Genomic DNA, 26,414 nt, shown 5'->3' with positions numbered 1-26,414 from the left:
TCAGGCCTTCTTTCTGCGGCGCTTCTGGCTGGGGCGCGTCGGGGTGGTTCCCGCCGCCAGGTCGTCTTCACGTGCGGACATCGCGAATTCGACCAATCCGTCGATGAGGGAGGTGAGGTTGGCTTCTTCTGCGAGGACGTCGACGCGCAGGCCGTGCTCTGCCGCGGTGTTGGCCGTGGCCGGTCCGATGCAGCAGATCACCGAGGTGGATGCCGGTTTCCCGGCGATCCCGACGAGGTTGCGCACGTCGACGATGATGTGAAGAGGAAGGCGTCGAAGTCGCCTGCCTTGATGGCTTCGCGAATGGGCGCCGGTGGCGGCGAGGCGCGCACGGTCCGGTAGGCCGTGACGTCGTCAGGGTCCCAGCCCTTCTCAAGGAGGCCGGCCACGAGGACCTCGGTGGCAATATCCGCACGCGGCAGCAGCACCGTGTTCATGGGGTCGATGTCATCGACGTAGTCGGGCCAGGCTGCGGCCAGACCGCGGGCCGAATGCTCGCCGTCGGGCACGAGGTCGGGGGTGATGCCCCAGTCGATGAGGGAGGCGGCGGTGCGTCCGCCGACGGCGGCGACCTTGACGCCCGAGAGCGAACGGGAGTCGAGGCCGAAGTCTTCGAACCACATGCGCACGGCACGGACAGCGTTGACCGAGGTGAAGCCCACCCATTCATAGGAGCCGTCGACGAGACCCCGGATGGCCTTCTCCATCTGAGTCGGCGTGCGCGGGGGCTGAACGGCGATCGTGGGGACAACGGTGCCGACGGCACCCAACTCTCCGAGCGCCTCGGCGGTGGAGGTTCCCTGTTCCTTCGTGCGGGGAATGAGGACCTGCCAGCCGAAGAGCGGTTTGGTCTCGAACCAGCTGAGTTCGCCTCGCGATTCCACGCCCTGTCCCATGATCACCACCATACGATCTCCACCGCTCTGAGCCATCGTCAGGGCCTGGCCCAGAGAGGTCTCCACGCTCGTCTGGTCGGTCGTGGAGATGCCCCAGCCCAGGAGGACCTTCGTGTCGACGTCCCAGCCGTCATCGAGCAGGGCGCGAATCGCCTGCTCGTGGTCTGCTGCGGTGCCGGTGAACACGTGTGTGGTGTTGCGGTGGCGGGAGACGTCGACGTGAGTCTGGGGTCCGGCCTCGATGAAGCGGACCGAGCGGACGCGGTTCGTCGTCAGGGCGGTGCCGGTGTAGGCGGAGGTGGCCGCGGACAGTCCGACTCCGGGCACGATCTCGACATCGACGTCGGCCTTGCGGCACACGGCGGCCTCGGCCGTCGTCGTCGTGAAGAGGATGCCGTCATCGGAGCTCAGTCGCACCACGGTCTTATCGGGTCGAGCCAGCTCCGCGAGCTTACGGCCCCGGGTGGACGCGGTTGCGCCCAGCTGAGCGGCTTCGATGATCTCCGTGGCCTGCGATACGTAGGCGGTGACGATCTCCGAGTGCACATGGGTGTCGTAGACGACGATCTCAGCGTTGGCGAGGATGTCGGCGCCGCGGATCGTCATCAGACCCGACTCACCTGGGCCGCTGCCGATGAAGACGACGCGGGGTGAGACGGGCAGAAGGCGGCGGGGCTGGACCTGACCAGTTGTCATACCTGCTCCTGGACTTTGACAGGGGTGAGGTGATCCGCGGACTGGGCGGGATCGATGCCGAGCTGACCCAGCAGGTCCTCGGCAGCGGCGGTGCCGAGTTCATCGGCGAGCCGAGCGAGTTCCTTGCCTGTGATGGACAGCTGTTTCGCGCTGCCGGAATCCAGATCCACATCCGGAGTCGTGGGCAGCGGAGCGACCTGTCGGGTACGGGCGAGTTTGCCGTCATCATCGGCCATGACGGCGTCGACGACGAAGTCCGAGCCCTGAATTGTGGCCAGGGCGCCGATGGGGGCCGAACATCCGGCCTCTGCACGGGAGAGGATCGCCCTCTCGCAGGTCACGGCCAGGTCGGTGGTCTCATCGTGGAGGCGCTTGAGCTGAGTGCGGACCTCGGCATCTGCCTCCATCACCTCGTTGTCGAGGGCGAATGGGCTGTCGGCTCCACGTGTCTCAACCGCCAGGGCTCCCTGACCGGGGGCGGGAAGCATGGTGTCGAAATCGAGGGAGTCGGTGGCTTCGGCCAGACGTCCGATGCGACGGACTCCAGCCGCGGCGAGCACGACTGCGTCGAGTCGACCGTCGCGGACGTGGGCGATGCGGGTGTCGACGTTTCCGCGCACTCCGCGAACCTCGATGTCGGGGCGGGCGGCACGCAGCTGCACGGCACGGCGCGGCGAACCGGTGCCCACGACGCTGCCCGCGGGAAGTTCGGCGAAGCTCAGACCGTCCCGGCCGATGAGGACATCGGCAGGATCGACACGGGGTGGGATCGCAGCCATCTGGATGCCCGCCTCGGGGGTGGTGGGCAGGTCCTTGAGCGAGTGCACGGCGATGTCGATCTTGCCCTGGTGCAGGGCCTGCCTGACGGCGGAGACGAAGACTCCGGTGCCGCCGAAGCCGGTGAGGGGCGACATGTTGACGTCACCTTCGGTCACGACCTCGACGATCTCCACACGCCACCCGGTCAGTGCCGCCAGCTGGTGGGCGATCGCGGTGGACTGGGAGCGTGCGAGCTTCGAGCGGCGGGTGCCCAGCCGGATCGAGCGCCCGGAGAAATGCTCGGGTTCGACCACGTCGAGGGTGTGGTCGGCGACGGGACGCACACCGTCGGCCTCGACGTGATTTGCGCTCGAGGCCGTGGCGACCTTGGTCTCCGGCTTCGCGATCGAATGGGCGACCTTGTTCGTCGGCAGGTCGAAGAGCTGCATGAGCGCCTGCGCGTAGTCGACGTCCGAGTCAGTCACAGCCAATTCCTTGACCTTGACCGTCGGCGTGTGGATCAGCTTCTCCGCGACCCGGTGCAGAGACTTGCGGATCTCGGCGAAGGCCTTGTCGTCAACGTCGGCGCCGATCTTCTTCTCCAGGCGCTTCGTCTCCGCGGCGAGAACGTCCTTGGCGTGGCTGCGCAGGGCGGTGACGGTGGGCGCAACGGCACGTTCCTTGGCTCCGGACTCGAGCTTGGCCAGCTCCTCGGTGATGATTGCGCGCACGGCTTCGACGGTTTCGACGACCGCGGCATCGCGCTGGTTTTCTGAGCTGGTGAGCATGGTTCTGATCTCACCGAGGCCGAACAGTGCGACGTGCTCGAACTCGCGCACCGTGGGGTCGATGTCGTGGGGCAGGGCGAGGTCGACGAAGGCCTTGTTCGCTGCACCCTTGGGGTTCTGGGACAGACCAGCCTGGATGTCTTCGCGGGTGACGACGACTTCCCGGGCGCCGGTGCAGGAGATGATGAGGTCGGCGTCGGCGATCTCCTCTGCCAGGATCCGGGAGGTCAGTTCGCGGGCACGACCACCCACCTCGGCGACGAGGCGTTCTGCCTTGTCCACGGTCCGGTTGAGCACCGTGGTCTGAGCCACGCCCTCTTTGTGCAGTCCCGAGACGACGAGACCCGACATGGCTCCGGCACCGATGACCAGGGCATTCGCAGCTCGCAGGGAGCCGATGTGAGCCTGGGCGGCTTCGAGCGCCGCGCTGAAGAGTGAGCGGGCAACCTCGTCGAGGCCGGTCTCCGAATGGGCTCTCTTGCCCACCCGCAGACTCTGTTGCAGGGCATGGGAGAGGTCGGAGGTCAGTGCTCCGGCCGACAGTGATTCGGTGAAGGTCGAACGCAGCTGTCCCAGGATCTGAGCCTCACCGATCGCCATCGAGTCGAGACCGCAGGAGACCTTGAGCAGGTGCTCCTGGGCCTGAGTGTCGTAGTGGGCGTAGAAGTGCCCGGCGATGTCCTGCCATTCCTTATCGATGGAGGACACGAGTGCGTTGCCGAGGTCGGCGAGTCCGCCGTGGAAGGCCGTGACATCGGCGATGAGCTCGAGGCGGTTGCACGTGGACAGGACTGCCAGTCCCTCCACATTGTCACCGGCCAGTGCGTCGTCGCGCAGTGCTCCGACCTCGCCGGTGCCGAATGCCAGAGCGTCCAACATGTCGATCGGGGCCGACTGATGGGAAATGCCGAGAACCAAGAGAGTCAATTCCTGTGCTCCTCAAAACCTGGGTTGAGCGGTGCCGATTCAAGCGCCGAATAGTATGCGAGTACTTGCAGCTCACTGGCCAGATCGACCTGATGCACACGGACGGAGTCCGGGGCGTCGAGCACGGTGGGTGCGAAGTTCAGGATGCCGCGCACGCCGGCTTCGGCGGCGATGTGTGCCGCCGCCGGTGCCGCGGTTGCGGGTACTGCCATGACGACGAGGTCGATGCTCTCGGGCCAGGTGGCAAGTTCGTTGAGGTCGGAGACCGGCAGAGTGCCGATCACGGTTCCGATCTTGGCCTCATCGGTGTCGAAGATTGCGGTGAGTGAAAGTCCGCGGCGTTTGAATCCTGCGTAGTCTGCCAGGGCCGAGCCCAGGCGACCGGCGCCGATGATGGCGATGGTGCGCGCTCGGTCGAGACCGAGGAATGTGCGCAGAGTCGAGGCGAGGTCTTCGCAGGAGTAGCCGACTCCGCGCCGGCCCGAGCGTCCCAGCTGGGACAGGTCCTTGCGCAGAATCGACGACGAAACGCCGCTGCGGGCCGCCAAGGTCTCCGAGGACACCGTTGACTGGCCCGTTGCGGCGATCGTCTCAACCGTCTGCAGGTAGATCGGGAGTCGGGAGATGACGCGTTCGGGCACGTCCTTGCGGACGACACCCTCAATGCTGTTGGCGGACAGAATCTCGCCCACGTAAACGCGTCACTCCTTCAATCGATCTCATGCGCCCAAGGCCGCAAGGGCCTTCGACAGCCGGTCCGTATCGACCCGATGGAAGCTGTGCTGGCGACCGTTGAGCAACACGACTGGGACATCCCAACCGTATTGACCGGAGAGATCGTCATCGGAGTCGATGTCGATCTCGTCCACATTCACGTCTCTGCCAGCCACCGCCTCGGCGATGGCCTTCCTGGCGGTCTCGCACAGGTGGCAGTCGGCGCGTGTCAGGAAGGTCAAAGTGACCACTGCACACTCCTCTTCGGGCGACAACAAACCCCGCCGAAATCAGATTCGAACGGGGCGTAGGACCTGCGCGGTCTTACTTCTTGTTGCGACGCTGGTGACGTGTCTTACGAAGCTGCTTACGGTGCTTCTTCTTCGACATACGCTTGCGGCGCTTCTTGATGACTGAGCCCACGCGGGTACCCCTTGTGATCGTCGGTGGAGGTGAACATCAGGTGCCCACCCATTGAACTAACCGTACGATTCTATCGCCTGGGCCTCTGCTTTCCCAAAACTGTGTCCAGTTCCACAGCACTCGATAGCACGATCCGCGCGGAGGCGGGCCTCAGTCGAAGTAGGGGTCGAGTCCGAAGAATGGGAACAGGTTCTTCCGGGTCCCCATCACGGCGCGGTCGACCTCGGATTCGGGGTCGAATCCGTTCGACCAGCGATTGTATGAGCCGTCGTAGCCGTCGGTCATCGACAGGGGTGCCTCACGTCCGGTCTTCGTCTGCGCATAGTGCGCCCACCGGCCCGGAATGCGGGTGCCGGGGTCGATGTCGAGTCCCGCGGAGATCGCGAGCACATTGGTCCAGGCGCGGGGCACCACGTCGATGATCGCGTAGCCCCCTCCCCCGGTGGCCAGCCACTTTCCGTCGGTGTGTTCAGCAGCCAGGTCACGCACCCATTCGGTGGCCACCCGCATCGCGTCCACGCTCAGGCGCATATGCGTGAGCGGGTCGCTGCGGTGTCCGTCGCAGCCGTGCTGGGAGACGATGACCTGCGGCTGAAATCCGTCGATGATCGCGGGGATTGTGGCGTCGAAGGCCCGCAGCCAGTCCGCGTCGAGGGTGCGCGGGGGCAGTGCGATGTTCGCCGCCGAGGCGGCCGCGCGCAGTCCGCCGATGTCGGCGGGGAAGCCGGAGCCGGGGAACAAGAACTTCCCCGATTCGTGCATGGAGATCGTCAGCACCCGCGGATCGTCCCAGAAGAACTTCTCCACACCGTCGCCGTGGTGGGCGTCGAGGTCGATGTAGGCGATGCGCTCGTAGCCCGCACCCAGGAATTCGGTGATGGCTCCGGCGATGTCGTTGTACACGCAGAACCCGCTGGCGTGGTCGGGCATCGCGTGGTGCATCCCGCCGGTGAAGTTCACGGCGTGGGAGTAGTCGCCGGAGATGATGGCCCGCGCGGAGTCGACCGAACCCTGGAACAGCATCGCCGAGGCGGCGTGCATGTTCTCGAAGCCGGGAACGTCCTCGGTGCCGATCCCGTATTTCCGCGCGTCCTCGTCGCTGAGCACGGCTCCGTCCCCGATCTGCTTCACCGCGGCGATGAAGTCGGCGTCGTGGAGCTTCGCCAGGGTGTCCTCTTCGACGTCGCTGACGCCGTGAACGTGGACATTGTCGGCGTCGAAGAGGCCGAAGTCCATGGCCAGCTTCGCAGTCAGATCGAGTCTGAGGGGATGCATGGGATGGCTGGGTCCGAAGTTGTATCCGGTCACCGCATCGTCCCAGACGACATACACATCGCTATCGGCCATGAGCACCATGCTATATGGCACAGCTCACCTACGGAGATTCGCAGGCTGCGGGATCTACCATAGAGTCTGTGTCCAAGAATTCCCCACAGCGCTTCGACCGGCTCCTGCGCCCGGGTCGGTGGGTCCGCGACTTCGTCGACGACCTCGCCGTTGCCTCGCCGGCTCGACTGGCGATCGGCTCGTTCGTCGCAGTGGTGGCGTTCTTCGCGATCCTTCTGATGCTGCCGGCGAGCATGCGCGACCCCGGTTCAGTCTCCGAGGCCCAGCACATCGCCAATGCGATCTTCGTGGCCGTGTCCTCAGTCTGCGTGACGGGGCTGACCCCGGTGGTCACGGAGAACTATTGGTCAGATTTCGGGATCTCGGTCATCACCGCCGGCATCCAGGTCGGTGGCTTGGGGATCCTCACCCTCGCCTCGGTGCTGGGCATGGCGGTCTCCCGCCGGCTGGGAGTCCGGCAGCGCCTCATCGCCCAGCAGGCCACCTCGGCGCTCAATCTGGGTCAGGTCGGCACCTTGCTCAAGACCGTCGTCATCACCATCGTCACCGCCGAGGCGATTCTCGCGGTGCTGATGTTCCCCCGGTTCCTCATCCGCGGTGAGAGCATCGGCGATGCCCTCTGGTACTCGGTGTTCTACTCGATCTCGGCGTTCAACAATGCGGGCTTCACGATCCACCCGGGCGGTGGAGCCTATTTCGCCTCTGATCCGTGGATCCTCTCGTTGCTCATGCTCGGCGTCTTCGTCGGCGCTCTGGGCTTCCCTGTCGTGCTCATGATCGCGATGCAGTGGAATCATCCTAAGAAGTGGGACCTGCACACGAAGCTGACCCTGACGACGACGACCGTGGTTCTGGCCGTCGGTCTCCTGTTCCTCCTCATCTTCGAGTCGGCTAACCCGGACACGCTGGGTGACAAGAACGCCGGACACACCTTCGTCGAGGTCCTGTTCATGGCGGTGATGCCGCGTTCGGGAGGGTTCTCGACGATGGAGATCGCGGACATGAGCCAGTCCTCGCACCTGCTCATGGACCTCATGATGTTCATCGGCGGCGGGTCCTCATCGACGGCCGGCGGCATCAAGGTCACGACCGTGGCCGTGCTCGTGCTGGCCGCCTACACCGAAGCTCGCGGTCTGCAGGACGTGCATGTCTTCGGACGGCGCCTGACTTCCTCGACGATCAAACTCGCGATCTCGGTTCTGCTCACGGGCGCCATCATCGTCTTCATCGGCACGCTGACGATGCTTCAGATCTCCGCCGAACCCTTGGACAAGGTGCTGTTCGAGGTGATCTCCGCGTTCGGCACCGTGGGCCTGAGCTCCGGGGTCTCGGCCACCGTCAATGAGGCAGGCCTGTACTGCCTGTCCGTGATCATGCTCATCGGCCGTCTCGGTACGATTACACTGGCGGCAGCCCTGTCCATGCAGGACTCGGTGCGCCTGTACCGCTATCCCGAAGAAAGGCCGGTCGTTGGCTAACGAACACACCTCAATCCTGGTCATCGGACTCGGACGCTTCGGGTCATCGACCGCTGCCACGCTGGCCAAGCTGGGTCGTGAGGTCATGGCGATCGAACACAGCGCCGAACTGGTCAAGGACTGGAGCGGAAAGCTCACTCACGTCGTCGAGGCCGATGCCACGAACATCGATGCCCTGCGCCAGGTGGGTGCCGGTGACTTCTCCACCGCCGTCGTCGGGATCGGAACCTCGATCGAGGACAGCGTGCTGACGACGGCCAACCTCGTGGATCTGGGCGTGGGTCAGGTGTGGGCGAAGGCCATCTCACCCGCCCACGGCAAGATCCTCCACCGCATCGGCGCCCACCACGTCCTCTACCCCGAATCCGATGCAGGCCGACGGGTGGCGCACCTGGTGAGCTCACGGATGATGGAGTACATCGAGTTCGATGAAGGCCACTTCGCCGTGGTGAAGATGCGGCCTCCGCGGGAGATCCAGGGCTTCACGCTCAGCGAATCGGGCGTGCGCGACAAGTACGGTGTCACGATCGTGGGCATCAAGAGCCCCGGCCGTGACTTCACCTACGCCGAGCCCACCACTCGAGTGGGCAAGCAGGATCTGCTCATCGTCGCCGGCCATGTGGAGCTGCTGGGACGCTTCGCCGGTCGACCGTAGAGGGACACTGCCCGTAGGGGGACTCTGCAACGTAGAGGGTCACTGCAGCGTGTCGTGATCGGCTTCTACCATGCAGCCTCCATTTCGACTTCTGTCGGATCGTCATCACCCGCAAGCAGTCGAGTACGAGCTTTCTGCATCATCACAGACAGTTCGGACTCCAGTTCGGACAGAAACCATTCGAGAGTCTCATGTCTGCTGACCAACGCGATCGATCGTCCTCTGATAACGACCCCGGCGTAGCTGCCCTGCTCGCGCGGTCCCAGCCGTGTGATTGGTGAGTCACCGAGCGGAGTCGTCTGCGTGCTGTCGTTGACCGGCAGGCCCTGCGAAAACTCGGTCAGGACCGAACCCACGTGATTCCAGGTAGCAACCATGTCCTCCAACCGCTGAGCAAAGGACAACGTCACGGTCTCCAGCGTGTCGAAGCAGCGTGCGGGCAGGTCGTTCCAGCCGCCTGCCCCACATTCCGCATCCAACCGTTCCACCTCGCTGTCGGCCAAATCGAGGAAGTCCGGCCACAATCGATCAACCAGTCCCCTGCGACGCCTGAGCAGTTCCGCTCTGTCTTCGGCCAGTTTCTCGTCCGCAGCGTCAAGGGCCTTCGCATCAGCGTCGTCAATCGGCAGGTGGAGGGCGATCGCACGTATCGCTGCCTGCTCGTTGGAAACACGCCCGATCTTCTGCAGCTCCCGATCGACCGCCATGAGGTCGGCATGCAGCCGTGCCACGCGAAAGAACTGTTCGTTGTTGTTCACTGAGACTCTCTCCGTCGACTCGTCGCGGCTGCGTCCGATCGCATCTGTGCGAGGCCGGCGACGACGTTGATGACAGAGTATGTGGCAGCACTGACATGGCCACAGGACAGCATAGGACAGCGTGGTCAGAAGTTTCTCGGTCGCTTCGCCAGACATCCGTAGAGCCACGACGAAAGCCACGACTAGAGCGACGACGAAAGCCACGACACAATGTGAGCGGGCGACGGGAATCGAACCCGCGTCATCGGCTTGGGAAGCCGAGGCTCTACCATTAAGCTACGCCCGCATATCCTCACATCACCCGTTATCACCAGCGCAGATGCCCTGCTGAGGGAAACCGAGCACCGTCGTACGGCGAACTGAAAACCACGGTGATGCGGTGATCGCGACAACTCCCCCAGTGTATATGCTCGGCTGTGATTCCCCACAGACTTGCCCAACCCTCGCGCACGACTGAGGGGGCGGCCGCAGCCACCCCCTCAGCATCATGTCGCACGAACATCACGTCGTACGAGCAACATTTCTCACACTCAGTGTTCGACAGCCTCCTCGGCGCCGAATCCGGTGTGGGCACGAACGTCCATCTCCGCTGCCAGCTCGGGGCTCTCAACGGTCTTATCGGTGATCGACGCGATCCAGCCGAGGATGAAGCCGAGGGGAATCGAGATGATTCCGGGGTTCGACAGTGGGAAGAGCACGAAGTCTGCTCCCGGGATCATCGCGGTTTCGGAACCGGAGACGACCGGGGAGAAGGCGATCAGCAGAATCGCGGATCCCAGACCGCCGTAGATCGACCACACGGCGCCGCGAGTGGTGAAGCGCTTCCAGAACAGCGAGTAGACGATCGTCGGCAGGTTCGCACTGGCCGCAACGGCGAAGGCGAGTGCCACGAGGAACGCAATGTTCTGTCCCTGCACTCCGATGCCGCCGATGATCGCGACAGCACCGATGACGATGACGGTGCGACGCGCGATCTTGACCTCGGCATCGGGGTCTTCGACCTTGCCCTTCTTGATGACGCTCGCATAGATATCGTGAGCGAAGGACGCGGCTGCGGTGATCGCGAGGCCAGCAACCACGGCCAGGATCGTGGCAAAGGCCACGGCCGAGATGAAGCCCATGAGAATGGGCCCGCCGAGGTGAAGGGCCAGCAGCGGTGCCGCCGAGTTCACTCCGCCGGGTGCGTTCTCGATCGCGTCAGCACCCACAAGTGCTGCCGCACCGTATCCCAGGACGAGGGTGAACAGGTAGAACCCACCGATGAGCCAGATCGCCCAGACGACCGAACGACGAGCCTCCTTCGCCGAGGGCACGGTGTAGAAGCGCATCAGGACGTGAGGCAGACCAGCGGTGCCGAGCACCAGGGCCAGAGCCAGGGAAATGAAGTCGAGCGGGTTCTCACCGTATTTCTGACCTGGTTCCAGGATGGCCTCGCCGACGCCGGAGTTGTTGACTGCTGAGGCCAGCAGGCTCGAGAAGTTGAACCCGTTGAGGGCGAGCACCCAGATGGTCATGGCGAAGGCACCGAGGATGAGCAGGACCGCCTTGACGATCTGGACCCAAGTGGTTCCCTTCATACCGCCGACCAGCACGTAGATGATCATAAGAGCACCCACCACGGCGACGACCAGAGATTGGCCGACCTTGCCGTCGATGCCCATCAGCAGCGACACGAGGCCACCGGCTCCGGCCATCTGCGCCAGGAGGTAGAAGAAGCACACGGCCAGGGTCGACAGGGCTGCTGCCATGCGCACAGGACGCTGCTTGAGGCGGAACGAAAGCACGTCGGCCATCGTGAACTTACCTGTGTTGCGCATCAGCTCTGCCACGATGAGCAGGGCGACGAGCCAGGCGACGAGGAAGCCGATCGAGTACAGAAAGCCGTCGTAGCCGTTGACCGCGATGGCGCCGCAGATGCCCAGGAACGAGGCCGCGGACAGGTAGTCACCGGCGATTGCGAAGCCGTTCTGTGGTCCGGTGAAGGACCTGCCGCCCGCGTAGTAGTCGGACGCTGATTTGTTGTTCTTGCTGGCCCGCAGAACGATGAACATGGTCACCGCGACGAAGGCGGCGAAGATCGTGATGTTGAGAACCGGATTGTTCTCGACCTCGGTCACGCCCTGAGACACTTTGTCGAGTCCGGAGGCGAACAGGTCTCCTATGGCAAGTGTGCTCATGGGGTGGTTCCTTCCGACTGGTGCTGGAGGCGTTCACGGATCGCCGAAGCCGGCGGATCGAGCTTCTTGTTCGCGAACGAAACATAGAACATCGTGATCGCGAAGGTGGTCACGAACTGCAGGAGGCCGAGGATCAACCCGAGGTTGATCTCACCGATGACCTTCGTGGACATGAAATCGTGCGCGTAGGTGCTCAGGATGACGTAGAGGAAGTACCACGCCATGAATCCGATCGACAGTGGTATCACCACCGAGAACCTTTTGCGCTTGAGCGCTTTGAATTCGGGATTTTCCTCTTCGACGAGGAAATCGACCCGAGTACTGACGGGATCGGTCATTACTTCTCCATTCGAATTGTGCGTCGAGCATCAGTGGTCTAAATCACACAAGTCAAAACTAGCGGTCAGCCTGCACTGTGGAATACCACCGAAAGTTGGTAGCTTGTTCACATGAATGTCAAAGCAAAAGAATCTCGGGCGCTGAAGGCCGAGACTCGCCGACTCTTCGTTGAAGCCATCAACTCTCTGCACCGCAGCGGGACCGGTGATGTGGTCTTCGGCGGAGCGGTCGAGGATGATGAAGTCGCCGTCGAAGCAGTTGCCGGGGGCAGCAAAGATCGCCTGTCCTCACTCATCGTCAGCACAGGACGGGGGCTCGGTGGACGTGCGCTCACCGAGGGTACACCCCAGCTGACCAAGGATTACGGGATCGATCCCTTCATCACTCATCACTATGACGAGGAGGTCCTCGGCGAGGGGATCCAGGTTCTCATCGCTGTGCCGACGCTGCGCGGCGGTGACGTCACGGGGATGATCTACTGCGGTCACCGCAAGAACTACGATGCGGCAGCCCCGCAGACGAGTGACCTCGTCAAACGAGTCAGGCAGCTGTCAGTGGACCTGGGGCGGCTCGGCCAGGCCCGACCGGCCGAGGTACCGGTCGAACCAGAGCGCCTGTACTCCGATCTCGAGTCCTCGAGCCGTGAAGCGCTGCGCCGGACCTATGCGGAGCTGCGTTCGATTCGCTCGGGTGTCGACGAGAACGAAATGCGGCAGCGTCTGACTGCGGTGGAGAACCGACTGGCCGATATCCTCTCAGGCCACAATTCGGAGCTGTTTCCGAACCCGACACCGACCATCAGCCTCTCCCCCAGGGAGACCGACATCCTCTCGCATGTGGCGCTGGGATGGTCGAATGCCAGGATCGCCGAGGGGCTGGGGCTGCGGGAGTCGACTGTGAAGTCCTACCTGAACACGGCCATGGTCAAGCTCTCTGCCGGCACCCGGCACGAGGCGGTGTCCATTGCCAGGTCAGCTGGGGCGCTCCCCTGATCCCGGCGGCGATGGTCTGGGCCGCCGGGTTGGCTCGAACACTCAGCCGTTGATGACCTCGGAGTTCTCCTTCTCCATCTCTAGGGAACGGTTGCCGGCAGCCTGTACTGCCGCCTCGGTGGTGTCGAAGAGTCCCGCATCGATGAAGGTCTGCAGGCCTGCGAGTGTGGTGCCGCCCTTACTGGAGACAGCCTGACGCTGCGCGCTCGGGTCCGGCTTCTCGGTCAGGAGGCGTCCTGCTCCGTCCGCGGTGGCCACGACCATCTGTTTGGCGGTCTCCTCGCTCAGCCCCATCTTCACACCAGCGGCGATCATGGTCTCGGCCAGGAGGAAGAAGTAGGCCACACCGGAGCCTGAGATCCCTGTCATCGCGGGGATCTCGGATTCGTCCAAGGCCACGACGAGTCCGGCTCCCGACAGCAGCGTCCGCAGTGTGTCCACGATGGTGTCGTCCACCTCGGCGGAGGGAGCAAGTGCGATGACGCCGTGCCCGATGGAACTAGGGGTGTTGGGCATGATCCGCACGATCGGGTTCTGCGGTGCCAGGGTGGCCAGATCGGCCATGGCGACACCGGCGGCCATCGAGACGAGGACCGAGTCGGCGTTCAGGCTCGGGGCCAGGTCGCGGACGGTCTCGGCCATCATCCACGGCTTGACGCCGAGAAAGACGAAGTCAGCGCCTTCGGCCGCCTTCCGGTTGGCCTCGGCATCGTCCTCGACGGAGGTGACCGTGGCATTGGGGAGTTCCGCGGCAAGTCGTTTCGCCGAGGCGGCCGAATTCGTCGTCGCTCGAACGTCGAGCTTCTCGTCGGCGCTGAGGATTCCCTTGAGCAGTGCCGTACCCATGTTTCCGGTGCCGATGGAGGCGATGGAGGTCAAATCAGACCTGCCTTTCTGTTGTTCACGTTTTTGTGGTGCGTGTGGTGCGTTCAGGAGTTCGGCTGGCCGTCGTTCGCACGAATCTCGCTCGCGGGGTTCTCGCGCGCGGCGTTTCCATTTGTGCGGACCTCGCTCGTGCGGACATGACTGGAGGCATTGCGGTGGCTGGCCTCAGATGCGAGCCCGAGATGCTCGCGCGCGAAGGCGAGCGAGTCTGCGAGCATCTGCTCTCGTGTGGACTTCTTCGCCACGAAGCGAGTGTTGACTTCGACGACGATGTCGCCGGACCAGTCGTGTTTGGCCAGGTACTGCAGCGTCTCGGCCACAGGCATGGTGCCTGCGCCTGGGATCAGGTGCTCGTCCTTGAGGGATCCGGAGCCGTCGGTGAGGTGGACGTGACGGAGCTTGTCGAAGATCTCTGAGACGGTCTCGAGCGCGTTCATTCCGGCCGTCGAGGCGTGGGAGAAGTCGAAGGTGAGAGCGTCATAGTCCTCGTCGAGAGGGTTCCAGTCGGGATAGTAGACGAGGATCTCGCGCACGCCTGCGCGCCAGGGGTACATGTTCTCGACGGCGAGGACGACTCCGGTCTCCTCCGACACCTGGCGAACACCCTCGACGAAGCCCAGTGCGTACTCCCCCTGCCAGCGGAAAGGCGGGTGCAGGACCACGGTCTTCGCACCGACCGCCTTGGCCAGGTTCGCGGTGATGCGCAGCTTCTCCCAGTGGTCCTTGTGCAGGACGCGGGGCAGGAACAGCAGCGTCGGTGCGTGCAGGGACATGACCTCGAGGCCCGTCTCTGCGGCCAGACCGTTGATGAGGTCGACGTCGCGGGTCTCGGCATTGTGGGTGACCATGATCTCGACGCCGTCATAGCCGTGCTTGGCGGCCTGAGCGAAGGTCTCGGCCACGGTCATCGGCGAGACCGAGGAGCTGGAGAGACCGATCCGGATCGTGTGTTCGGAACTGTGCTGAGTGTCGTGGTCGTAGACCTCGTGCTTGTCGAAGTACTCACGGTGGCGTCGGAAATTGGACCGCGCTGAATTCTTCGCGGTATAGACCTTCCGTGATGACTTCGACCGATTCACACTGCTCATTCCATCCAGTTTAGTCCCCGAAGATTCCATATTCCCTCAGAAAGCATAAGCCGTGAAATCGTTAAGCTGGATCAATGGCTGATTTTCGAGTTCGCCGGGCCCGCGTCGCTGATGCCGCCCAGATCGCCGACGTCCACATCGCTGCGTGGACGGCCGCCTATCGCGGCATCATGGCTGATGAGATTCTCGACTCCCTGAACATCGACCGCCAGACCGCCGGCTGGGCGAGAAACCTCGGCGAGGAGTCGAATCCGATGTCGACGCTGGTGGCGCTGGAGCCAGTCGAAGACTCGGCCGCGACGGAGCGCGTCCTCGGGTTCGGCGGGGTGTGCCCGCCCAGGGATAGCGCCGAGGTGCTCGCTTCACTTCCCGATGTCTCGGGTCTCGGGCAGCTGGCGTCGATCAATCTGCATCCCGACGCCTTCGGCACCGGCGTCGGCGCCGTCCTCCTCCACGCGTTGGAAGACGAGCTGCGTGGGCAGGGCTTCACCCGTGCCTATCTCATGGTCGCCGAAGGCAATGAGCGGGCGATGCGCTTCTATGCCAAACACGGCTGGCACCGCACGGAGATCACCCACGTCTTCGACGGGGTGTCTCCAGCGGTGCCAGAGCGCATGTTCACGGTCGAACTCGGCTGAGGGCCACCTCGGCGAGTATCGACCTCGACCGAAGGTCAGCCGTAGAGTTCTTCGACGTCCTCGTCGACCCAGGTCTTCGACTTGTCGACAGCCTTGTTCCACAGTCGGTAGACGCGATCGACCTTGTCCTTGTCCATGGACGGCTCCCAGCGCTTGCCCTCGCGCCAGTTGGCCTTCACGTCGTCCTCGCCGTTCCAGAACTTCACGGCGATGCCCGCCGCATAGGCCGCGCCCAGGGCCGTGGTCTCGACGACCTCGGGGCGGATGACGGGCACGCCGAGGAGGTCGGCCTGGAACTGCATGAGCGTTTCGTTGGCGACCATGCCGCCGTCGACCTTGAGCTCGGTGAGTGCGACACCCGAGTCGAGGTCCATGGCGTCGAGGACCTCGCGGGATTGGAATGCAACCGATTCGAGAGCCGCACGGGCGATGTGGTTCTTGTTGACGTAGCGGGTCAGACCCACGATCACGCCGCGGGCATCGGACTCCCAGTGTGGGGCGAAGAGGCCGGAGAAGGCCGGCACGATGTAGCAGCCGCCGTTGTCCTCGACCTGTTTCGCCAGCGTCTCAACCTCGGGAGCATCGGCAATGATTCCGAGGTTGTCACGCAGCCACTGCACGAGGGACCCCGTGACGGCGATGGAACCTTCGAGGGCGTAGACAGCCTCGGCGTCGCCGATCTTGTAGGCCACCGTCGTCAACAGACCGTTCTTGCTGGCCACAGGCTCGTTGCCGGTGTTGATGAGCATGAAGTTGCCGGTGCCGTAGGTGTTCTTGGCCTGGCCCTTCTCGAAGCATGCCTGACCGAAGGTCGCCGCCTGCTGGTCACCGAGGATGCCGCAGATCGGGGTGTCGATGATGAGGCCGTTCTTCGCACCGTACCCATAGACCTCGGAGCAGGATTTGATCTCCGGGAGCATCGAGACGGGGATGCCCATCTCACCGGCGATCTCCTCGTTCCAGTCCAGGGTCTTAACGTTCATCAGCATCGTCCTGGACGCATTCGTGACGTCGGTGACGTGGACTCCGCCGTTGACGCCGCCGGTGAGGTTCCAGAGCACCCAGGTGTCCATGGTGCCGAAGAGCAGGTCTCCGGCTTCAGCGGACTCTTTGACGCCCTCGACGTTGTCGAAGACCCACTTGGCCTTCGGCCCGGCGAAGTAGGTGGCCAGGGGCAGACCGACCCGGTCCTTGTACTTGTCGGGACCTTCGTCTCCGGCGAGTTCGTCGCAGATCTTCTGTGTTCTGGTGTCCTGCCAGACGATCGCGTTGTAGACCGGCTTGCCGGTGTTCTTGTTCCAGATCACCGTGGTCTCACGCTGATTCGTGATGCCGACGCCCTCGAGCTGGTGGCGGTTGATGTCGGCGCGGGTCAGGGCCTGACCGATCGCCTCGTTCGTGTTCCTGATGATCTCCATCGGGTCGTGTTCGACCCAGCCTGCCCGAGGGAAGATCTGCTCGTGCTCGAGCTGACCCGAGGACACGATCTGCCCTGAGTGATTGAAGACGATGGCCCGCGACGAGGTGGTGCCCTGGTCGACGGCGAGGATGAACTTTTCCTGACTCATACTGACTCCTATGTCGAGGTGGTGCTGTGGATTGCTGGTGACTCAGACGAGGGTCTGATGGGCTCGCCCCACCTGCTCAGATGAAGGCCCGGGAGAGCAGTCCGGCGATGATGGCGCCGACCAGAGGTCCGGCGATCGGGACCCACGAGTACGACCAGTCCGAGCTGCCCTTGTTCGGGATCGGCAGCAGGGCGTGGACGATGCGGGGCCCGAGGTCACGGGCCGGGTTGATCGCATAGCCTGTGGGTCCGCCCAGTGAGGCACCGATGGCGACGACGAGGAGGCCGACTGCCAGGGGTCCGAGCTCGTGTGGGGTTCCGCCGAAGAGGAGGATGACGAACACGAGGACGAAGGTGGCGATGACCTCGGTGACGAAGTTCCAGCTGTAGCTGCGGATCTCAGGACCGGTGGAGAAGGTGCCGAGGATGTTGCCGGCTTCCTTCTCCTCGTCGTAGTGCTTCTTGTACACGGCCCAGGCGAGGAAGGCACCGATCATGGCACCGATCATCTCGGCCGCGAGGTAGGCGATGGTGTTGCCGAAGTTCACGGCGATGCCGGGAGCGTATTCCTCGGCTCCACTGGACAAGATGCCGATGGTCACGGCCGGGTTGAGGTGCGCACCTGTCTTGAAGGCGACGAAGACACCGGCGAAGACCGCGAGGCCCCAGCCGAACGAGATGAGGAGCCAGCCTCCCCCGTTGCCCTTGGTCTTGCCCAGCACCACGTTGGCGACGACGCCGACGCCAAGCAGTATGAGCATCGCCGTTCCGCCGATCTCATAAAGGAAAATAGTACCCATATCTCACAAACTCCTATGTTTGTCCTGCTTAGCGGATTTACGGTTTGAGTGTTTCCTCGACGAGTGCCGCAGCCGCGGCATCGTCGTGGGTGGATTCAGCGGCGATCTGTGCGTCGACGTGAGCGTTGAAGTCAGCGATCTCCTTCGCTTCCCGTTCGTCGTCCCACCCCAGGATCGGGGCGACGATCGCCGCAACCGCCTCGGCGGCGTACTTGCCTCGGTCCCTGACCTCATAGTTCAGCCGCATCCGTCGTTCGAGGATGTCGCCGAGGTGGACGGCACCTTCCGAGGTCGCCGCATAGTGTGCCTCGGCGCGCAGATAGCGTTCGGCACCTGGCAGCGGGCGACCGAGTTCGGGGTCTTCGTCGATGAGCTCGAGGATGTCCTCGAGCAGGGTGCCGTAGCGGCGGATGAGTCGCTTGACCCGGTCTTCGTCCCACCCGTACTTCTCGGCAATGCCGGACTGGCCGCGACGCACGGCGCCGACGCCCTGAGCACCCAGCAGCGGGATCGATTCGGTCAGGGAGCGGCGGTCCTTCGCGTCATCGCCGAGGACGAAATCGACGGCGTCTTCTGCCATGACGCGATACGTGGTGAACTTGCCGCCGGCAATCGCTGCCAGAGCGGGCTCGATCTCCATCACCGTGTGTTCACGGGAGACCTTCGTCGAGGCCTGACCTTCCTTGACCACGGGCTGGAGCAGAGGTCGGAGACCGGAGTAGACGCCGATGACGTCGTTGCGGCTCAGCTTCTCGGTCAGGATCGCGTTCGCATGCTTGAGCAGGTAGTCGATGTCATCAGAGTTCGCCACCGGTGCGTCGACATCCTGGTCCCACGGGGTGTCCGTGGTGCCGATGACCCAGTAGCCCTCCCACGGGATCACGAAGAGCACGGACTTCTCCGTCTTCGAGATGATGCCCGTGTTCGGGTCTGCCTTGATCTTGTCCTGCTCGACCGTGATGTGCACACCTTTGGAGGCGAGCACCTGGAGGCCGGCGTCGGCCTTGGCCAGGTCCTGCTGCTCCTCGGTCCAGACTCCCCCGGCAAGGATGGTGCGGCGGGCGTGGATGTCGAATTCTCGGCCGGTCATCTCATCACGGGCACGGACTCCGGAGACCCGGTCCCCGTCGTGGAGGTAGTCGATGACGGAGACGTGATTGGCCGCGGCGGCGCCGTAGCCCACAGCAGAGCGGATGAGCGTCATGACGAAACGGGCGTCGTCGACCTTCGCATCATAGTATTCGAGTGCACCGACCGCTGCATCGTCGGCCAGGCCGGGGAAATGGGCGGTGAGTGCCTTCTTTCCCAGGTGGCGGTGCATCGGCACGGCACGTTTGCGTCCGGGACGGGTGGCCATCGTGTCATAGAGCAGAACGCCGGAACCGATGAATGCCCTGTCGATGAGCCGGTGTTCGAAGGGGAAGACGAAGGCAACAGGTTCGACGAGGTGGGGCGCTGTGTGCTGGAGCAGCAGGTCGCGTTCCTTCAGCGCCTCGGCCACAAGCTTGAAGTCGAGCATCTCCAGGTAGCGCAGTCCGCCGTGCATGAGCTTCGAGGACCGTGACGAGGTGCCGGAAGCCCAGTCCTTGGCATCGACGACACCGACCTTCAGCCCGCGGGTGGCCGCATCGAAGGCGGAACCTGCTCCGGTGACGCCTCCGCCGACGACGAAGACGTCGAGCGGATCGTCCGGGCTGGTGTTCTCCAGGGTGTGCAGGGCTTCATCGCGGAACGATGGGGACAGCTCGCCATTTCGCATTGACAGTTCTTTTCCTTCTCAGAGCGTGTGCGTTCCCACCATTATTGCGCCCCAGTCCCAACTGGTGGTCCGTGCGCGGCAGTTAGGAAAAATCTAACAGGCAATGCGCAGAAGCGAAACACACCGCACAATTGCGAAAGGGCTCAGACCGATTGCGAAAGGCCTCAGACCAGCTCGACCCGCATCGCCGAGGAGGTCTCTGCCGAGTCCAGAAGGTCGAGTTTGCGCATGATGATGCCTTCACGCAGCGCCCACGGGGAGATACTCATCACATTGACGTCGAAGATGGCGAAGGCGGCGTCGGCGACGATGGCTCCGGCGAGGACCTGGCCGGCACGAGCCTGGGAGACTCCGGGCAGCGTCGCGCGTTCTTCGGGGGTCCGCGAAGACAGGGTTTCGATGATCCCGGCGAGGTCTCGGCGGAAGAGTTTGCGTGGGGCGTAGATGCCGTCACCGCTGGGTGCCGCACCGGCGATCCGGGCCAGGGAGCGGAATGTCTTCGACGAGCCCACCACCTGGTCGGCTGTGCCCACGCGGTTGATCTTGCCGGCGATACGGCCGATCTGAGACCGGGCGTACTTCTGGAGGCTGTGGATGTCCTCGGCACTGGGCAGCGGATCCGGGATGAAGTCGGAATAGGTCCGACCGGCCCCCAACGGCACCGACACGGCGGCTTCCGGGTATTCGTCCTGCCCAGCCGCGATCTCGAGGGAGCCGCCGCCGATGTCGAGCAGCAGGATCTTCCCCGCCGACCAGCCGAACCAGCGCCTGACGGCCAGGAACGTCACCCGTGCTTCGTCCTTGCCCGACATCACGTTGAGGGTGACCCCGAGCTGAGCGTTGATGGAGTCGATGAGCTCGGCACCATTCGGTGCATCCCTGACCGCCGAGGTGGCGAACGCCAGGATCTGCTCCGATCCTTGGTCCTCGGCGATCTCCACCGCCTCGGCGATGAAGTTGTGCAGTCGCTCCTGACCGGCCGCGTCGATCATGCCGTCGTCGCCGAGGTACTCGGCGAGGCGCAGGACCTCTTTGTGGGAGGTCGCGGGCAAGGGAGGGGCTCCGACATGAGCGTCGACCACGAGGAGGTGGACGCTGTTGGACCCGATATCGAGGACTGCTAGGCGCATTCGATCAGTTTAACCTCAGAATTCATTCCTCGACCCAGTCCGTGCCCCGGAAGCCGAACTCGGGCGGGCGCTTGGCGAAGAACGCCTCCTGTCCGCGGGCGATCTCTGCCTGGTAGGCCTCATCGAGCCACTGCGGTGGGTTGAAGGCGGAATCGGCCGTGGCGCTCTCCGTCAGCTCCCCGCACAGGACTGCTTTGGATCCCAGCTGGGACAGTCGTGAGAGACCGACGATCTTCTCCCCCATCGTCTGTGCCGACGCCAGCGGAGCCTCGGAGACTTCGTGGAAGAAGCCGAGTTCGCGCATCTGGTCGAACTTCACGATCGATGCGGTGACCAGCAGATACCTGGCCCAGGCGTCACCGAGAACGCTCGCCAGACGCCGAGTCGGACCGGGAGGGTAGACGAGCCCGAGCTTCGCAGCCGTGACCCCGAAGATCGAACCGGGGGCGGCGATGCGGATGTCGCAGGCCGCCGCGATCTCGGTCCCTCCACCGACGCAGTTGCCGGTGATGGCCGCGATCGTCGTGGTGCGCGAGTTGGCCACAGCCGCCTCGGCGGTGGAATTGAGCTCCCAGAAATCATCGAGGGGAACATTGAGATCGGCGATGTCGGAGCCGGCGGAGAAGTGCCCGGCGGCACCCGTGATCACGAGTGCACCGATCGAGTCATCGGCGTCGACACCGGCGATGATGTCCGGCAGTGCCCGCCACATCGGGCGGGAGATGGCATTGCGTTTTTCGGGCCGATCGATGACGAGGGTTCCGACTCCACCGGTGACGGTGAAGTCGAAACCCTCGAGATCGACCGGACGGTATGTGCCGTCAACGGTCATGTGCACAGCCTTTCAGCGTGAGCTTCTCAGCCCCGGTCTGCGGGAACTTCGCGCTGCTCGTGACCGTCGTAGGCGCTCAGCGGACGGATCAGAGCGTTGTTGGCCTGCTGTTCCATGATGTGAGCGGTCCAGCCGGTGATGCGGGCCATGACGAAGATCGGTGTGAACTGATCGGTGTCGAAGCCCATCAGGTGGTAAGCCGGGCCTGACGGGTAGTCGAGGTTCGGGTAGATGCCCTTACGACCCACGAAGTCCTCTTCGAAGGCGTTGTAGAGATCGAGGAGATCGGTTGCGCCCTTGGCCTCGACCATGTTCTCGAAGGCCTTGCGCATGGTGGGCACGCGCGAGTCGCCGTTCTTGTAGACACGGTGTCCGAAGCCCATGATCTTGGCCTTCTTCGCCAACGCATCGTCGATCCACACCGATGCCTTGTCGGCAGTGCCGACCTCTTCGAGCATCGCCATGACGGCCTCATTGGCACCGCCGTGGAGGGGTCCCTTGAGGGCGCCGACGCCGCCGGCGACTGCCGAGTACAGGTCAGCCGTCGTCGAGGTGATGACGCGGGTGGTGAACGTCGAGGCGTTGAACGAGTGCTCCGCGTAGAGGATCATCGAGATGTCGAAGCAGCGCACGACTGCCTCGTCGGGAACCTCGTCGAAGACCATCTTGAAGAAGTTCGCGGCGTAGCCGAGGTCCTTCGTCGGCGCGACCGGGTCGAGGCCGTGGCGGCGACGGTGGTCGATGGCCACGATCGTCGGCAGCTGTGCGTAGAGACGCTCAGCCTTGGCCAGGTTGGCCTCTTCGCCTTCGACATCAGCATCAGGATCGACGGCGCCGAGGTAGGACACCGCGGTCTGCACCACGTGCATCGGGTGGCAGTCCTTGGGCAGATCGAGGATGAGCTGGACGAGCTTGTCGTCGATTCCGCGCTGCCCACGCTCGCGGGCCTGGAATTCCTCGAGCTGAGCCTTGGTCGGCAGTTCGCTGTTCCAGATCAGATAGGCGACTTCCTCGAAGCTGCAGTTGGCTGCGAGCTCCTGCACGGGGTAGCCGCGGTAGGTGAGCGAGTTCGTTTCCTGGACTACCTTCGAAACGGCCGTGGTGTCGACGACGACGCCGGCGAGGCCCTTCTTGATTTCTTCGGTCACTGGTGACCCTCCTGTGAAAAGTTGAATACGGCCGCGTCAAAATCGTTGTACGCAGCGTAGTCGATCGTGTCGTACAGGTCCGCACGGGTCTGCATTCCCTCGAGCAGGTCCACCTGTGTGCCCTGGTCGCGAATGGTCTGCAGGCCCGATTTGATCGCACCCATGGCGAGACGCAGAGTTGTGACCGGGTAGATCACGACTTTGACTCCGACGTTCGCCAACTGCTCGGTCGTGAACAGTTCGCTCTTTCCGAATTCTGTCATGTTCGCCAGAATCGGAACATCCACGCTGCTGGCGAATTTCTCGAATTCGCCGAGGTCCCGCATGGCTTCGGGGAAGATCAGGTCCGCTCCGGCGTCGACGTAGGCCTTCGCGCGGTCGATCGCCGCGTCCAGACCTTCGCCTGCGCGGGAGTCGGTGCGGGCACTGATGACGAAGTTCTCATCCCGACGGCCCTTGACGGCGGCCTTGATGCGCTTGGACATCTCAGCAGCGGTGACAACCTCTTTGCCGTCGAGGTGGCCGCAGCGCTTCGGGTTGACCTGGTCTTCGAGGTGCATCCCCGAAATTCCGGCGTCTTCGAATTCCTGGATGGTGCGGGCCACGTTCATGGCTTCACCCCAGCCGGTGTCGGCATCGATGAAGGTCGGCAGGTTCGTCACCCGGGCGATGTTGCGTCCGTGATCGGCCACCTCGGTGAGGGTGGTGAGACCGATGTCGGGCAGGCCCATGGCCGCGGAGAAGGCACCTCCGGAGATGTAGACGCCCTCGAATCCGGTCTGCTCGATGATCTGAGCGTTGATCGGATTGATGGCTCCGGGGAACTGGACGATCTGGTCACCGGCGAGGAGCTCACGGAACTTCGCGCGGCGCTCAGCCGGCGTTGTGGTTGCCCCCAACATCAGAAGATGCCCTTCGAGCCGGTGTGCTCGAGGCCGTCAACGGTGAAGCTGAGTTCGGCCACGCCCTTGGCGTCGAGGTTCTCGAGGTTCTCGGCCAGGTCGATGAAGCGAGTCTGCTCGGCACCGGTGAGGATGCCCTCGGACAGGGTCTTGAACTTCTCGATGTAGTTCGCACGGGCGAAGGGACGGGCACCGAAGGGGTGCGCGTCGGCCACGGCGATCTCATCGACCAGGGTCGAGCCGTCTTCGAATTCGATCTCCACGCGGCCACCGAAGGCCTTCTCGTTGGGATCGGTCGAGTGGTAGCGGCGAGTCCATTCCTTGTCTTCGGTGGTCTCGATCTTGTGCCACAGCTTGACTGTCTCGGGACGTCCGGCACGCTCGGGTGCGTAGGAGTGCTCGTGGTGCCAGCCCTGATCCTCCATGGCCACAGCGAAGATGTACATGATCGAGTGATCAAGGGTCTCGCGGCTGGCCTTGGGATCCATCTTCTGCGGATCGTTCGCGCCGGTGCCGATGACGTTGTGCGTGTGGTGCGAGGTGTGGATGACGATGCGCTTGATCTTCGTCAGGTCCTCGATCTCGCCGCCGAGCTTGCGGGCGAGGTCGATGAGCGCCTGCGCCTGGTATTCGGCGGAGTGCTCCTTGGTGTAGGTGTCGAGGATCGCGCGCTTGGCCTCGCCTGCACCGGGCAGAGGGATGGTGTAGCGGGCCTCGGGGCCGGAGAGGATCCAGGCGATGAAGCCGTCTTCACCTTCGTAGATCGGGTTGGGTGCGCCCTCGCCGCGCATGGCGCGGTCGACGGACTCGACGGCCATCTTGCCGGCGAACGCAGGAGCGTGTGCCTTCCACGAGGAGATCTCGCCCTTGCGGGACTGGCGGGTCGCGGTGGTCACGTGCAGGGCCTGCTGGATGGCCTGGAAGGTGACCTCGGTGTCGAGGCCGAGCATGGCGCCGATGCCGGCTGCTGCCGATGGGCCGAGGTGGGCGACGTGGTCGATCTTGTGCTCGTGCAGGCACATTCCCTTGACCAGGTCGACCTGGATCTCGTAGCCGGTGGCGATGCCGTTGATGAGGTCCTTGCCGCTGATTCCCTTGTGCTGGGCGACTGCGAGGACAGGTGGGATGTTGTCGCCGGGGTGTGAGTACTCGGCGGCGAGGAAGGTGTCATGGAAGTCGAGTTCGCGAACGGCGACCCCGTTGGCCCAGGCTGCCCATTCCGGGGAGAAGTGCTCACCAAGTGGCAGACCGAAGACTGTGGCTCCGGGTGAGTAGGGGTGGGTCTGTGCTTGTTCCCGAGCGTGCAGCGGGGCCGAGCGGCGCACCGAAGCTGCGGCTACCGAGGCGTTGTCGATGACGCGGTTGATCACCATTTCGGTGACCTCTGAATCCACTGGAGTCGGGTCTGAGGCGACCTCGGCGATCTTCCAGGCGAGTTGGTCTTCACGAGCCAGGTTCTCTGAGCTCTTGTACGTGCGGACTTCATGATCGATCATGGTTAACCCCTTCAAACGTCCTTGACCGTTCAGGTCTGAGAGTGGCTGACACAACTGTAGGCTACGTCACTTCTCTGTCACGGTCTGGTCAGAATTTTATCTCGACATCAAGATACTTTACCCGAAGGAACCTCGATCCCACCACCCGGTCCCGCCTACCGAAATTCGGCTGGACAGTCGCGGTGGAGGGCAGTGATTCCAGGAGGTTCCGGTGCGAGGACTCAGTCGTGAAGTACTTGCGGAACGCTCAGTCACGGAACGCTCAGTCACGGAGTGGGGATCCGATGACGTCGAAGTGGAATCCACCGAACTCTCCCGACAGCATGGGGCGGGCGGCTGCAATCGAGGCCTGCACCTCAGGGAGTTCCAGCGAGGCCCGATGCGCCTCGGCACTCTCCCACAGCTCGACGACGAAGACGGTGTCCGGCTGCTCATCGTTGACGCCGACCTCGTAGCTGAGACAGCCGACGCGAGACAGATGATCGCTGCGCACGGTCAGATGCTCAACCAGGGCGTCACGCTGTCCGGGTCGAACCCCAAGGGTGCCTGCATTCGCGAAGACCATACTCTCAATAATACCAACGAGAGTGATCTGCGTCACTGTTGCCTGTCAGGCTGAGCCGCCAGTGAACTGTGCCACAATTGATCCATGACGCGCACTGCTCTGGACTTCGACGAGAACTGGTTCGACGATGCCGAGTTCGCTCAGCTGCGACGGCGACTGCCAATCCCCTATGTCAATGCGATCCCCGTACGAGTGGGCGAATCGGGAGACGTCGAGCGAATCGGCCTCCTGCTGCGCAGCCTGGACGACGGAACGCTGGGGCGAGAGGTCGTCGGCGGGCGGATCCGCTTCCACGAGAGCATCCGCTCGGCGCTGATGCGCCATGCGGAGAATGACCTCGGACCGATGGCACTGCCAGTCATCCCACCTGCGATCGCACCGTTCCACATCGCCGAGTACTTTCCCACCGAAGGCTCGTCACTCCTCCACGATCCCCGCCAGCATGCGATCTCAATGTGCTTCATCCTCGAAGTCCGCGGCGAGTGCACTCCTCGCGCGGATGCGCTGAGCCTCGATTGGCTGACACCGGAGGAGACGCTGCGCTCCGACATCGTCGGCGAGATGTGCCACGGCCAGGAGCACATCCTCCGCTACGCGCTGGCTCATATGGGCTTCGCGATCTGAAAGGTTTTCTACATTCCGTAGAAGAACCTTG

General features: G+C 63.6%; 24 protein-coding genes, 1 tRNA gene and 1 pseudogene. 5 read left to right on the top strand and 21 right to left on the bottom strand.

Going from position 1 to position 26,414, the window contains the following annotated elements:
* The 6 genes and pseudogenes from PGC08_RS05670 to PGC08_RS05645 form a co-directional block, all read right to left on the bottom strand.
* Window positions 1–1,502 (bottom strand): annotated as a pseudogene (locus tag PGC08_RS05670) (uroporphyrinogen-III synthase).
* Window positions 1,503–1,588: 86 nt separating this feature from the next.
* On the bottom strand, window positions 1,589–4,066 hold the full coding sequence (gene hemA / locus PGC08_RS05665; RefSeq protein WP_271709711.1) for a glutamyl-tRNA reductase: 2,478 nt from the start codon (window positions 4,064–4,066) through the stop codon (window positions 1,589–1,591).
* Window positions 4,063–4,758: a redox-sensing transcriptional repressor Rex gene (locus PGC08_RS05660; protein ID WP_009882923.1), complete on the bottom strand. Its 696-nt coding sequence runs from the start codon at window positions 4,756–4,758 to the stop codon at window positions 4,063–4,065. Before PGC08_RS05660 ends, hemA begins: the two co-directional genes overlap by 4 nt.
* Window positions 4,759–4,785: 27 nt before the next feature.
* Window positions 4,786–5,031 carry a glutaredoxin family protein gene (locus PGC08_RS05655; protein ID WP_009882925.1) on the bottom strand — a complete coding sequence of 82 codons (246 nt, stop codon included), beginning with the start codon at window positions 5,029–5,031 and terminating at the stop codon, window positions 4,786–4,788.
* Window positions 5,032–5,104: 73 nt separating this feature from the next.
* On the bottom strand, window positions 5,105–5,203 hold the full coding sequence (locus PGC08_RS05650) for a 30S ribosomal protein bS22 (protein ID WP_009882927.1): 99 nt from the start codon (window positions 5,201–5,203) through the stop codon (window positions 5,105–5,107).
* 150 nt (window positions 5,204–5,353) lie between these two features.
* Entirely contained in the window at window positions 5,354–6,559 is a 1,206-nt protein-coding gene (locus tag PGC08_RS05645) for an acetoin utilization protein AcuC (protein ID WP_271710042.1), read from the bottom strand.
* A gap of 59 nt (window positions 6,560–6,618) precedes the next feature.
* Between PGC08_RS05645 and PGC08_RS05640 the strand changes: the two genes are divergently transcribed.
* The gene (locus PGC08_RS05640; RefSeq protein WP_029416952.1) at window positions 6,619–8,028 is read left to right on the top strand and encodes a TrkH family potassium uptake protein; all 1,410 of its coding nucleotides are present in this window, start codon (window positions 6,619–6,621) and stop codon (window positions 8,026–8,028) included.
* On the top strand, window positions 8,021–8,683 hold the full coding sequence (locus tag PGC08_RS05635; RefSeq protein WP_009882930.1) for a potassium channel family protein: 663 nt from the start codon (window positions 8,021–8,023) through the stop codon (window positions 8,681–8,683). The genes PGC08_RS05640 and PGC08_RS05635 overlap by 8 nt, the downstream gene beginning before the upstream one ends.
* Window positions 8,684–8,748: 65 nt before the next feature.
* On the opposite strand, the gene PGC08_RS05630 is transcribed toward PGC08_RS05635, so the two are convergent.
* From PGC08_RS05630 to PGC08_RS05615, 4 genes are all read right to left on the bottom strand, one after another.
* Window positions 8,749–9,441 (bottom strand): hypothetical protein, encoded by a 693-nt coding sequence (locus PGC08_RS05630; protein WP_271709710.1) that lies wholly within the window; start codon window positions 9,439–9,441, stop codon window positions 8,749–8,751.
* 215 nt (window positions 9,442–9,656) lie between these two features.
* Window positions 9,657–9,727: transfer RNA gene (locus PGC08_RS05625), tRNA-Gly, on the bottom strand.
* 244 nt (window positions 9,728–9,971) lie between these two features.
* The gene (locus PGC08_RS05620) at window positions 9,972–11,618 is read right to left on the bottom strand and encodes a solute symporter family protein (protein WP_009882932.1); all 1,647 of its coding nucleotides are present in this window, start codon (window positions 11,616–11,618) and stop codon (window positions 9,972–9,974) included.
* Entirely contained in the window at window positions 11,615–11,956 is a 342-nt protein-coding gene (locus PGC08_RS05615; RefSeq protein WP_009882933.1) for a DUF485 domain-containing protein, read from the bottom strand. The genes PGC08_RS05620 and PGC08_RS05615 overlap by 4 nt, the downstream gene beginning before the upstream one ends.
* Before the next feature lie 111 nt (window positions 11,957–12,067).
* On the opposite strand from PGC08_RS05615, the gene PGC08_RS05610 reads away from it, so the two are divergent.
* Window positions 12,068–12,949, top strand: coding sequence for a helix-turn-helix transcriptional regulator (locus PGC08_RS05610; RefSeq protein WP_009882935.1), 882 nt, complete (start codon window positions 12,068–12,070; stop codon window positions 12,947–12,949).
* A gap of 42 nt (window positions 12,950–12,991) precedes the next feature.
* Here the strand turns inward: PGC08_RS05610 and proC are convergent, their stop codons facing one another.
* Both proC and PGC08_RS05600 read right to left on the bottom strand, forming a co-directional pair.
* Window positions 12,992–13,828 carry a pyrroline-5-carboxylate reductase gene (proC, locus tag PGC08_RS05605; protein WP_009882936.1) on the bottom strand — a complete coding sequence of 279 codons (837 nt, stop codon included), beginning with the start codon at window positions 13,826–13,828 and terminating at the stop codon, window positions 12,992–12,994.
* A 50-nt stretch (window positions 13,829–13,878) separates the two neighbouring features.
* Window positions 13,879–14,922 (bottom strand): sugar phosphate isomerase/epimerase family protein, encoded by a 1,044-nt coding sequence (locus PGC08_RS05600; protein WP_035278627.1) that lies wholly within the window; start codon window positions 14,920–14,922, stop codon window positions 13,879–13,881.
* Window positions 14,923–14,996: 74 nt separating this feature from the next.
* On the opposite strand from PGC08_RS05600, the gene PGC08_RS05595 reads away from it, so the two are divergent.
* The gene (locus PGC08_RS05595; RefSeq protein ID WP_271709709.1) at window positions 14,997–15,560 is read left to right on the top strand and encodes a GNAT family N-acetyltransferase; all 564 of its coding nucleotides are present in this window, start codon (window positions 14,997–14,999) and stop codon (window positions 15,558–15,560) included.
* 35 nt (window positions 15,561–15,595) lie between these two features.
* On the opposite strand, the gene glpK is transcribed toward PGC08_RS05595, so the two are convergent.
* The 9 genes from glpK to PGC08_RS05550 form a co-directional block, all read right to left on the bottom strand.
* Entirely contained in the window at window positions 15,596–17,128 is a 1,533-nt protein-coding gene (gene glpK / locus PGC08_RS05590) for a glycerol kinase GlpK (protein WP_009882939.1), read from the bottom strand.
* Window positions 17,129–17,204: 76 nt separating this feature from the next.
* Window positions 17,205–17,927 carry an MIP/aquaporin family protein gene (locus PGC08_RS05585; RefSeq protein WP_271709708.1) on the bottom strand — a complete coding sequence of 241 codons (723 nt, stop codon included), beginning with the start codon at window positions 17,925–17,927 and terminating at the stop codon, window positions 17,205–17,207.
* A 37-nt stretch (window positions 17,928–17,964) separates the two neighbouring features.
* A complete protein-coding gene (locus tag PGC08_RS05580) occupies window positions 17,965–19,686 on the bottom strand; it encodes a glycerol-3-phosphate dehydrogenase/oxidase (RefSeq protein ID WP_101639208.1) in 1,722 nt (573 codons plus the stop codon).
* Between the two features lie 164 nt (window positions 19,687–19,850).
* Entirely contained in the window at window positions 19,851–20,816 is a 966-nt protein-coding gene (locus tag PGC08_RS05575) for a Ppx/GppA phosphatase family protein (protein WP_009882942.1), read from the bottom strand.
* A 22-nt stretch (window positions 20,817–20,838) separates the two neighbouring features.
* The gene (locus PGC08_RS05570; protein ID WP_009882943.1) at window positions 20,839–21,648 is read right to left on the bottom strand and encodes an enoyl-CoA hydratase/isomerase family protein; all 810 of its coding nucleotides are present in this window, start codon (window positions 21,646–21,648) and stop codon (window positions 20,839–20,841) included.
* Window positions 21,649–21,674: 26 nt separating this feature from the next.
* A complete protein-coding gene (locus PGC08_RS05565; protein WP_271709707.1) occupies window positions 21,675–22,796 on the bottom strand; it encodes a bifunctional 2-methylcitrate synthase/citrate synthase in 1,122 nt (373 codons plus the stop codon).
* A complete protein-coding gene (gene prpB, locus PGC08_RS05560; RefSeq protein WP_009882945.1) occupies window positions 22,793–23,698 on the bottom strand; it encodes a methylisocitrate lyase in 906 nt (301 codons plus the stop codon). Before prpB ends, PGC08_RS05565 begins: the two co-directional genes overlap by 4 nt.
* Complete coding sequence (locus PGC08_RS05555; RefSeq protein WP_009882946.1) at window positions 23,698–25,194, bottom strand: MmgE/PrpD family protein; 1,497 nt, start codon at window positions 25,192–25,194, stop codon at window positions 23,698–23,700. Before PGC08_RS05555 ends, prpB begins: the two co-directional genes overlap by 1 nt.
* A 262-nt stretch (window positions 25,195–25,456) precedes the next feature.
* Complete coding sequence (locus PGC08_RS05550) at window positions 25,457–25,759, bottom strand: putative quinol monooxygenase (RefSeq protein ID WP_114384621.1); 303 nt, start codon at window positions 25,757–25,759, stop codon at window positions 25,457–25,459.
* Window positions 25,760–25,843: 84 nt separating this feature from the next.
* Between PGC08_RS05550 and PGC08_RS05545 the strand changes: the two genes are divergently transcribed.
* A complete protein-coding gene (locus PGC08_RS05545) occupies window positions 25,844–26,383 on the top strand; it encodes a DUF4916 domain-containing protein (RefSeq protein ID WP_009882948.1) in 540 nt (179 codons plus the stop codon).
* The last annotated feature ends 31 nt before the right edge of the window (window positions 26,384–26,414 follow it).

This window comes from Brevibacterium sp. BDJS002, from assembly GCF_028201555.1.
In the GTDB taxonomy this organism is placed as follows: domain Bacteria; phylum Actinomycetota; class Actinomycetes; order Actinomycetales; family Brevibacteriaceae; genus Brevibacterium; species Brevibacterium aurantiacum.
Note: the sequence above shows the minus strand (reverse complement) of the source record. Positions and strands in the feature narration are given on the sequence as shown.

Bases quoted from the DNA above. Each gene is read 5' to 3' on its own strand.
- PGC08_RS05545 (WP_009882948.1), top strand. From the start codon at position 25,844: ATGACGCGCACTGCTCTGGACTTCGACGAGAACTGGTTCGACGATGCC.
- PGC08_RS05620 (WP_009882932.1), bottom strand. From the start codon at position 11,618: ATGAGCACACTTGCCATAGGAGACCTGTTCGCCTCCGGACTCGACAAA.
- glpK (WP_009882939.1), bottom strand. From the start codon at position 17,128: ATGAGTCAGGAAAAGTTCATCCTCGCCGTCGACCAGGGCACCACCTCG.
- PGC08_RS05580 (WP_101639208.1), bottom strand. From the start codon at position 19,686: ATGCGAAATGGCGAGCTGTCCCCATCGTTCCGCGATGAAGCCCTGCAC.
- PGC08_RS05550 (WP_114384621.1), bottom strand. From the start codon at position 25,759: ATGGTCTTCGCGAATGCAGGCACCCTTGGGGTTCGACCCGGACAGCGT.
- PGC08_RS05595 (WP_271709709.1), top strand. From the start codon at position 14,997: ATGGCTGATTTTCGAGTTCGCCGGGCCCGCGTCGCTGATGCCGCCCAG.
- PGC08_RS05555 (WP_009882946.1), bottom strand. From the start codon at position 25,194: ATGATCGATCATGAAGTCCGCACGTACAAGAGCTCAGAGAACCTGGCT.
- PGC08_RS05575 (WP_009882942.1), bottom strand. From the start codon at position 20,816: ATGCGCCTAGCAGTCCTCGATATCGGGTCCAACAGCGTCCACCTCCTC.
- PGC08_RS05600 (WP_035278627.1), bottom strand. From the start codon at position 14,922: ATGAGCAGTGTGAATCGGTCGAAGTCATCACGGAAGGTCTATACCGCG.
- prpB (WP_009882945.1), bottom strand. From the start codon at position 23,698: ATGTTGGGGGCAACCACAACGCCGGCTGAGCGCCGCGCGAAGTTCCGT.
- PGC08_RS05610 (WP_009882935.1), top strand. From the start codon at position 12,068: ATGAATGTCAAAGCAAAAGAATCTCGGGCGCTGAAGGCCGAGACTCGC.
- PGC08_RS05645 (WP_271710042.1), bottom strand. From the start codon at position 6,559: ATGGTGCTCATGGCCGATAGCGATGTGTATGTCGTCTGGGACGATGCG.
- PGC08_RS05585 (WP_271709708.1), bottom strand. From the start codon at position 17,927: ATGGGTACTATTTTCCTTTATGAGATCGGCGGAACGGCGATGCTCATA.
- PGC08_RS05570 (WP_009882943.1), bottom strand. From the start codon at position 21,648: ATGACCGTTGACGGCACATACCGTCCGGTCGATCTCGAGGGTTTCGAC.
- PGC08_RS05615 (WP_009882933.1), bottom strand. From the start codon at position 11,956: ATGACCGATCCCGTCAGTACTCGGGTCGATTTCCTCGTCGAAGAGGAA.